At 45.4% G+C, this 7786-nt stretch carries 9 protein-coding genes; 3 read left to right on the top strand and 6 right to left on the bottom strand.

Going from position 1 to position 7786, the window contains the following annotated elements; translation table 11 throughout:
* Positions 1–26 precede the first annotated feature (26 nt).
* From guaA to HMPREF9370_RS06690, 6 genes are all read right to left on the bottom strand, one after another.
* Positions 27–1592, bottom strand: a complete 1566-nt coding sequence (gene guaA, locus HMPREF9370_RS06665; RefSeq protein ID WP_040667532.1) for a glutamine-hydrolyzing GMP synthase — start codon at positions 1590–1592, stop codon at positions 27–29.
* A gap of 102 nt (positions 1593–1694) precedes the next feature.
* The gene (locus HMPREF9370_RS06670; RefSeq protein ID WP_009116641.1) at positions 1695–2036 is read right to left on the bottom strand and encodes a LiaF transmembrane domain-containing protein; all 342 of its coding nucleotides are present in this window, start codon (positions 2034–2036) and stop codon (positions 1695–1697) included.
* A 205-nt stretch (positions 2037–2241) separates the two neighbouring features.
* Positions 2242–2688: an SsrA-binding protein SmpB gene (gene smpB / locus HMPREF9370_RS06675; protein ID WP_009116642.1), complete on the bottom strand. Its 447-nt coding sequence runs from the start codon at positions 2686–2688 to the stop codon at positions 2242–2244.
* A gap of 57 nt (positions 2689–2745) precedes the next feature.
* Entirely contained in the window at positions 2746–2985 is a 240-nt protein-coding gene (locus HMPREF9370_RS06680; protein ID WP_050795385.1) for a DUF1653 domain-containing protein, read from the bottom strand.
* On the bottom strand, positions 2957–3166 hold the full coding sequence (locus HMPREF9370_RS06685) for a hypothetical protein (RefSeq protein WP_009116644.1): 210 nt from the start codon (positions 3164–3166) through the stop codon (positions 2957–2959). The genes HMPREF9370_RS06680 and HMPREF9370_RS06685 overlap by 29 nt, the downstream gene beginning before the upstream one ends.
* A 104-nt stretch (positions 3167–3270) precedes the next feature.
* The gene (locus tag HMPREF9370_RS06690; RefSeq protein WP_009116645.1) at positions 3271–3474 is read right to left on the bottom strand and encodes a cold-shock protein; all 204 of its coding nucleotides are present in this window, start codon (positions 3472–3474) and stop codon (positions 3271–3273) included.
* 222 nt (positions 3475–3696) lie between these two features.
* On the opposite strand from HMPREF9370_RS06690, the gene clpS reads away from it, so the two are divergent.
* The 3 genes from clpS (at position 3697) to HMPREF9370_RS06705 (ending at position 7696) form a co-directional block, all read left to right on the top strand.
* Positions 3697–4011: an ATP-dependent Clp protease adapter ClpS gene (gene clpS / locus HMPREF9370_RS06695; protein ID WP_009116647.1), complete on the top strand. Its 315-nt coding sequence runs from the start codon at positions 3697–3699 to the stop codon at positions 4009–4011.
* Complete coding sequence (clpA, locus tag HMPREF9370_RS06700; protein ID WP_009116648.1) at positions 4012–6291, top strand: ATP-dependent Clp protease ATP-binding subunit ClpA; 2280 nt, start codon at positions 4012–4014, stop codon at positions 6289–6291.
* A gap of 316 nt (positions 6292–6607) precedes the next feature.
* A complete protein-coding gene (locus HMPREF9370_RS06705) occupies positions 6608–7696 on the top strand; it encodes an AOC03_06830 family ribosome hibernation factor (protein WP_009116649.1) in 1089 nt (362 codons plus the stop codon).
* Positions 7697–7786: the final 90 nt, after the last annotated feature.

Genomic DNA, 7786 nt, shown 5'->3' on the forward strand with positions numbered 1-7786 from the left:
TTTATTATTTGAAATAATCTGAACAATTATTCCCACTCAATTGTGGCAGGCGGTTTGCCGCTCACATCGTACACTACACGGTTGATGCCGCGTACTTCGTTGATGATGCGGTTAGACACTTTGCCCAGCAGCGAATAAGGCAGTTCGGCCCAATGTGCGGTCATGAAGTCGCTGGTTACAACTGCGCGCAGCGCAACCACATATTCGTAAGTGCGGCCGTCGCCCATGACGCCGACGGATTTTACCGGCAGGAATACGGCAAAAGCTTGGCTGGTGAGGTCGTACCATGAAGTGCCGTTTTCGTCGGTGGTGTTGCGCAGCTCTTGGATGAAAATATCGTCGGCACGGCGCAGGAGGTCGGCGTATTCTTTTTTCACTTCGCCGAGAATGCGCACGCCCAAGCCGGGGCCGGGGAAGGGGTGGCGGTACACCATTTCGCGCGGCAGACCAAGGGCTACGCCGAGTTCGCGCACTTCGTCTTTAAACAGATCGCGCAGCGGTTCGAGCAGCTTGAGGTTAAGGGTTTCAGGCAGGCCACCTACGTTGTGGTGGCTCTTGATGGCATGGGCTTTTTTGGTTTTGGCACCGGCGCTTTCGATCACGTCGGGGTAAATCGTGCCTTGTGCCAGCCATTTGGCGTTTTGGCGTTTGCCGGCTTCGGTTTGGAACACTTCTACGAATTCGGCGCCAATGATTTTGCGTTTTTGTTCAGGGTCGGTTACGCCGGCGAGTTTGCCCATGAAGTCATTGGTGGCATCAACGTGAATCACGTTTACGCCTAAGTTGCGGGCAAACATGTCCATCACCATTTGGCCTTCGTTCAGGCGCAGGAGGCCGTGGTCAACGAATACGCAGGTGAGTTGGTCGCCGATGGCGCGGTGGATCAACGCGGCGGCTACGGAAGAATCCACGCCGCCGGACAAGCCGAGAATCACTTCGTCGCTGCCTACTTGCTCGCGGATTTTGGCTACGGCTTCGTCGATGTAGTTGGGCATGGTCCAGCTGGGTTGCGCACCGCAGATGTCGAGCACGAAGCGGTTGAGCAAGGCGCGGCCTTGTTTGGTATGGGTTACTTCGGGGTGGAATTGGATGCCGTAGAATTGTTTTTCGGCATTTTCCATCATGGCCACGGGGCAGCTGGGGGTGTCGCCGATGATGCAGAAGCCTTCGGGCAGCTTGGATACTTTGTCGCCGTGGCTCATCCACACGTCGAGCGTGTTGGGCTGGCCGTCTGAAAGGCCGCGGGTAAGTTCGCAGTCGATGGTTTTTACTTGGGCGTAGCCGAATTCGCGCTGGTCGCCGGGGGAAACTTCACCGCCGAGATGATGGGCCATAAACTGCATACCGTAGCAGATGCCGAGCACGGGAATACCTAAGTCGAAAATGCCGGTATCGGCCTGATAATCGGATTCGTAAACGGAATTGGGGCCGCCGGAAAGAATAATGCCTTTGGGCGCAAAGGTTTTGATGTCTTCCAAAGGCATGTCATAGGAATGCAGTTCGCAGTAAACATGGGCTTCGCGCACGCGGCGGGCGATAAGTTGGGTCACTTGCGAGCCGAAATCGAGAATGAGGATTTTGTCTTGAATCATGATGGATTGACTGGAAAATTTTAAGAAAGATTTTGGGCTGGATTTTAACATAGAAAATGCCTGTCTGAATGGTTTCAGACAGGCATTTAATGAGAAGGAAAGTTAGTCTGGCCTTTGTAGGCGCTCGTGTTTGTAAGGAATGATGTTGCTGCGTGAAAGCAGCAGCAAGCAGCCTAAAATAATCATGCCTAAGGCGATAAGCGGGGCGTAATCAAGGAAATATTGGCTTTTGAGGTAAACTGCCGCGCCGATATAAATTAAGATAGGGCCGGCGACGATGGATTGTTTGTTGATGCCGTCCATAATTAACACCGCTACACCGGCCACAGCTAAGGCGGCAGAAACCAAGGTAGCGGTGGCCGGCAAGATGTCGGTAGCTTTTAAAAACCAAACGGCACCTGTGATAATCAGAAACAGTGGCAAAAAGAGGGAAGGGCGTGGCATGAGGTTAAGCTCCTGCTAAAACGTAGATATTCGGATAGACGCATTATTGGGGCGTAAGGCCTGTCTGAAAAGTCAGGATAAAATGCTCTTGCGTGTTTTTACGGTTTGCTGCCAAATTGCATATCTAATATGCAACACAATTTGGACAGGCTTATGGAATAAACGAATGCCGCCGGATTCGGCGGCTTGGTTTTATCGTTTAGATTTAACGTTCGTTTTTCATCAGGCGTTGTTTTTCGCGCTTCCAGTCGGCTTCTTTCATGCTTTGGCGTTTGTCGTGTTGCTTTTTACCTTTCGCCAAACCGATATCCATTTTGATATAGCCGCGGTGATAATGCAGGTTTAAAGGAACAATCGTGTAGCCGGCGCGCTCGGTTTTGCCGATTAGCTTGTTGATTTCCGATTGCTTGAGCAGCAGTTTGCGCTGGCGTACGGGGTCGGGCTTTACATGGGTGGATGCGGTAGGTAGGGCGGTGATGTGGCAGCCCACCAAATAAAACGCATCTTTCTTCCAATGAATATAGCTTTCTTTCAATTGTACGCGGCCGGCCCGTATGGCCTTGACTTCCCAGCCGTCCAACACCAAACCGGCTTGGATTTGGTCTTCGATAAAATAATCGTGAAACGCTTTTTTGTTGTTGGCAATACTCATGGCATAAGCTTTAAAATATATTCAGACAGGCATTGTAGCATATGCCTGTCTGAAAAATCAGGTTGCTTGGATTAATGTAAAGCGGCTGACGGTATGGCCTTGATGCTCGACTTTTTCGGTAAACATGGCAGCAGGGCGAACCCAAAGGCCGTATTCTCCGTAAAGAGCGCGGTAAACCACCAGCCATTCTTCTGTTTCCGAATGCCGCGCCAGCGCCTGCACCTCGTAAAGATTTCCTTTGTAATGGCGGTATATGCCCGAAGGAATATCAGGCTTGTTTGGTAACGTTTTTTGCATAATATGCTGCGATTTTGTCGATAGAAGCTTGATCGTTGGGTGAAAGAACGCGTTTGAGGGTTTTGAAGCGTAATGTTTGTAAGTCTTGTTCTTCCGCTTTTGAACAGTCGGCAGACTGGTTGTTTCTGAGATGATTTATGATTTCGTCAAGTTGTTTAAGCGCGTTTTCGTAAGTGTTCATTTCATCCTGCCTTGTGAACAGTAAATTAAAAATAATAAATTAATGGCAGGTTTAAAAAAACCTGCCATATCTGCTTGATTGGAATCCATCCAACCCAATATCAATTAAGCGGCTTGAATATTAGCAGCTTGTTTACCTTTGGGGCCTGAAGTTACATCGAAAGAAACTTTTTGACCTTCTTTCAACGTTTTAAAGCCATCCATATTGATAGCTGAGAAATGTGCAAACAAATCTTCGCCGCCCTCATCGGGAGTGATGAAACCAAAACCTTTAGCGTCGTTAAACCATTTAACAGTACCGGTTGCCATGTAATACTACTTCCTATAACAAAAAAATTAACAAATGAAAGCAAAATCAGGCAACGCTGTAAAACTAAAAGCCATCGATCTCTCCAAAAGCTATTATTTTTATTGATGCCAAGCTCTGCTTGATGTCTTTTTACCTGTGTAAGGCATGTCCGTCAAGTAATGTTTTGGAAAAACATAAAAATTTATTAAAATGGGAAAAAATACAACAGAAAACGGGATATCATGAGTCAAAAAAACCGTAACGATGCAGATAGTGCCACGCTAAGCAATCAGGCACGAACACGACCGCCGAAAAAATATGGAGTGTACCTTTTGAATGATGATTACACCACAATGGATTTTGTGGTGGAGATTTTGCGCGAAGTATTCGCACTGACACACGAACGTGCAGTAGCAGTAATGCTGTTGGTACATCACGAAGGCAAAGGTTTGTGTGGTGTTTATACGCGTGATATTGCGGAAACCAAGCAATATCAGGTAACGGAGCGGGCAAAGCAGGAAGGCTGCCCACTAAAATGCAGCGTAGAGGAGATATAAGTGATTTCAGCCGAATTAGAACGTATTTTGCAATACATCTATGCCGATGCCAGAGCGCGCGGCTATGAATTGATCAGCTTGGAGCATTTACTGCTGATTTTGATTGAGCAATCGGATGATGTGCATAACCTGTTAAAAGCCGTGGGTGCGGATTTGCAGCTTTTAAGCAGCCAGTTGATGAATTCTGTAGTGGAAAACACGCCGATGTTGCCGCAGGATTCTATGGGGCATATAGAAACACAGCCTACTATCGGCTTTCAACGTGTTTTGCAGCGTGCCATCATACATGCCCAATCCGCAGATAAACAGGAGGTGCTGCCAATAGATATCTTGGTCGCTCTGATGGGCGAAAAAGAGTGTCCGGCCGTATATTTCCTGAGTTTGCAATCAATAGGCCGTTATGAAATTCTCAACTGTCTTGCACACGGTGAAAGCCACACGGATAGTACGGATTATCGTTCTGTGAGCGAAGATACAGACTCAAAAGAAAAAGACAAAGACGATTTGAGCAGCTATACGGTTAATTTAAATGCTGAAGTGAGCGCAGGAAGAATAGATCCTTTAATTGGAAGAAAACATGAGATGGAGCGTTTGGTGCAGGTTTTGTGCCGTCGGAGAAAAAACAACCCGTTGCTGGTAGGTGAAGCCGGTGTGGGGAAAACCGCGCTGGCAGAAGGGTTGGCTCATCAGATTGTAAATCATCAAATTCCCGAAACATTAAAAGATGCTGTGGTTTTTACTTTGGATATGGGCGCTTTGCTGGCCGGTACGAAATACCGGGGCGACTTCGAAGCCAGAGTAAAAACGGTGTTGAAAGCGTTGGCTGAAATTCCGAATGCAATTTTGTTTATTGATGAAATCCACACCATTATCGGGGCAGGCAGCACGTCTGGCGGCACCATGGATGCTTCAAATCTACTTAAACCTGCATTGGCTAAAGGGCAACTTCGCTGTATTGGTGCCACTACTTATGATGAATACCGAACGATTTTCGATAAGGATCATGCTTTAAGCCGACGTTTCCAAAAAATAGATGTGGTAGAGCCGTCAGTACAAGAAACCGTGCAAATTTTGCGCGGGCTAAAACCCATGTTTGAAGATTTCCACCAAGTTCGTTACACGCATGGGGCGTTAGAGGCTGCTGCTGAATTGTCTGCCCGCTACATTAACGAACGTTTTTTACCTGATAAAGCAATTGATGTGGTTGATGAGGCGGGTGCCGCCCAGCGGATTCTGCCTAAATCCAAGCAGAAAAAAGTGATTGGAAAGGCGCAGATTGAGGCTGTGATTGCCAAAGTGGCGCGAATTCCTGAAAAGACTGTTTCACACGATGACAAACAAGTGTTGCAATATCTGGCGCGGGATTTGAAAAATATGGTGTTCGGGCAAGATAAAGCGATTGATGCATTAGTGGCTGCGGTAAAAATGTCGCGCTCAGGCTTGGGGCAGCCCGATAAACCCATCGGTAGTTTTTTATTTTCAGGTCCGACAGGAGTGGGCAAAACCGAAGTTGCCAAGCAGCTGGCATTTGCACTTGGTGTTCCGCTACAACGATTTGATATGTCGGAGTATATGGAGCGCCATGCAGTATCACGTTTGATTGGCTCTCCGCCGGGGTATGTGGGCTTTGAACAAGGCGGCTTGCTTACTGAAGCTGTGAATAAACAGCCTTATTGTGTTTTACTGCTCGACGAAATTGAAAAAGCACACCCCGATATTTTCAATGTGCTGCTTCAGGTGATGGATTACGGCAAATTAACCGATAATAATGGCAAAAGTGCTGATTTCCGCAATGTAATTATTATCATGACCACCAATGCGGGCGCGGAAAGCCTGAGCCGTCCTACTTTGGGCTTTACCAATCAACGGGAGCGTGGTGATGAGATGGTTGCTATCAATAAAACGTTTACTCCGGAATTCCGTAACCGTATTGATGCAGTTATCCCATTTGCACCGTTGAATGAACCGATTGTTGAGAAAGTGGTGGATAAATTTTTGCTACAATTGGAAAAGCAGTTGCTTGATAAAAAAGTGGAAGTGGAATTCACACCTGGTTTACGGAAATATTTGGCAGAAAAAGGTTTTGATCCTCAAATGGGTGCACGACCTATGCATCGTTTGATTCAGGATAAAATCCGTAAGGTGTTGGCTGATGAGCTGTTGTTCGGTAAGTTAAAGGACGGTGGGTTTGTCAGAATAGGTTGGGATAAGGAAAAAGAAACAGTAGTATTGAAGTTTAAGAAAATTGAGCAGAAAAATAGGGCAATTGCTGATGCTTAATGATTGATCATGAATGCCTGTCTGAAAAAGTTTCAGACAGGCATTGTTTATTTACAGTCAATCGAATTAATTTTTTAATACAAGATTTCAATATTTTGAAAGATGGTTTTTAAAGAAAAGTTATTTGGCGTTAAAAATATTGCATATACCTTGAAAACTCTTGTTATGAAACAATTTAGTTTAAAGTACACCTGGTTGGGTACAGTTGTTTGTTGTGCATTAATTTGCCAATAATAAAAATTAAATACAGTTAGCATTTTGTTTTAGTTAGTTTGCTGTAAATAACTTCTATTTCATTTACCGAAAGGACTTTAGTATGAACTTAGATACCATTAAAGAAATTCAGAACAAGCAGTCTTATCCAAGTGTGACGATTACGTTACCTACTTACCGTACATCACCTGATAACGACAAAGATCCTATTCGGTTAAAAAATTTGGTAAGCGAAACGGTGAATCGCTTGGAAGAAGAATTCGGTAAGCGAGAAACAGCCGATATTGTTGCTGAAATTCATCGACTAGCCGATAGCGTAGATCATGAGCATAATCTTGATGGATTGGTGATTTTTGCGAGTGCTGAATATAGCGGCCTTTTCAAATTACCTTTCAGATTACCTGAGCGCCTAAGCATTGAAGATAATTTTGTTACTCGGGATTTGGTTTATGCAATGAATCGTAGCCCATTGTATTTACTTACAGTGTTAAGCGAAAATGGTTCGCGATTGTTTGTGGGGCGTAAGGATTTGCTCAACGAAGTGAATGCGTATGGCTTTCCTTTTAGCTTGGAGAACGTCGTCGCAAGTGCAAGCATTAGTCAGGATATCAGCCATGTGCGGGATCAGATTTTGACCGATCAAATGCGCGAAGTAGGTGATGCCTTAGTAGAAGCTCAAAAGCAAATTCCAGCTCCTATCGTGGTAGTCGGTGTGGATCGCAATATTGGACACTTCCGTGACGGGGCCCGCAATAGTGACGATGTTATGCTGTATATACACAGCGGGCTCAGCGATGAAACAGAGCATCAGTTGGTTAAAAATATTTGGCCGCAAATTAAAGAAGCTTTGGATGAAGAGCGTCAAAAAGTATTTGTCGATTTAGAAAATGCTATAGGCAACAACTTATTTGTTGGCGGACTGAATGAAATTTGGCAGGCTGCAGTAGATGGTCGCGCTGATGTGTTGGTTCTGGAAGAGGATCTGAAAATTCCTGCCGAAGTGAGTGAAGATGGCCGAACGTTAACGCCTTTGACAGAAGGCTTTGCACAAACCGAGCATACTTATGAAGATATTGTGGATGAGATTATCGAAAAAGTTTTAGCAAACGGCGGCCGTGTTAAGTTTGTGGATAATGATAGTTTGAAAGCAATCAACCCGATGCGCGGTATGGCGGTAATTACACGTTATTAATGTGCATTTTTTTTCAACAAAACAACCGCTTGAAATTCTTAAGCGGTTGTTTTTATTTATTTAAGTCAAAAGAGCCAACGAATTATTTCG

Source organism: Neisseria wadsworthii 9715 (genome assembly GCF_000227765.1).
GTDB lineage: Bacteria > Pseudomonadota > Gammaproteobacteria > Burkholderiales > Neisseriaceae > Neisseria > Neisseria wadsworthii.